Annotated in this window: 1 protein-coding gene; it reads left to right on the forward strand. The window is 42.2% G+C overall.

From position 1 onward, the window contains the following. Positions 1–10 precede the first annotated feature (10 nt). Positions 11–289 (forward strand): 1,3-beta-galactosyl-N-acetylhexosamine phosphorylase C-terminal domain-containing protein (locus PZH32_RS13760; RefSeq protein ID WP_275208826.1); only part of this gene is annotated, 279 nt, incomplete at its 3' end.

Consider the following 289-nt stretch of genomic DNA (forward strand, 5'->3'; position numbering starts at 1 on the left):
AGGATCTACAATCCTTGTTCAGAAGGACAAAGAAGTTCAGATGGCTGTTAATGAATATGGGAAAGGACGTGCTGTATATATCAGCGGACTTCCGTACAGCTTTGAGAACAACCGTGTTCTTCATCGTGCGATCATGTGGAGTACTCACAGCGAGGATGAGCTGAAGAAATGGTTCAGCACAAACTACAATGTGGATGTACACGCATATCCAAAGAATAACAAATACTGCGTAGTAAATAATACAGATGATCCGCAGAGTACAACAATCTATCGTGGAGATGGAAGCAGT

Origin of the sequence: Adlercreutzia equolifaciens, from assembly GCF_029076695.1 — a bacterium.
Classification (GTDB): domain Bacteria; phylum Actinomycetota; class Coriobacteriia; order Coriobacteriales; family Eggerthellaceae; genus Adlercreutzia; species Adlercreutzia equolifaciens_A.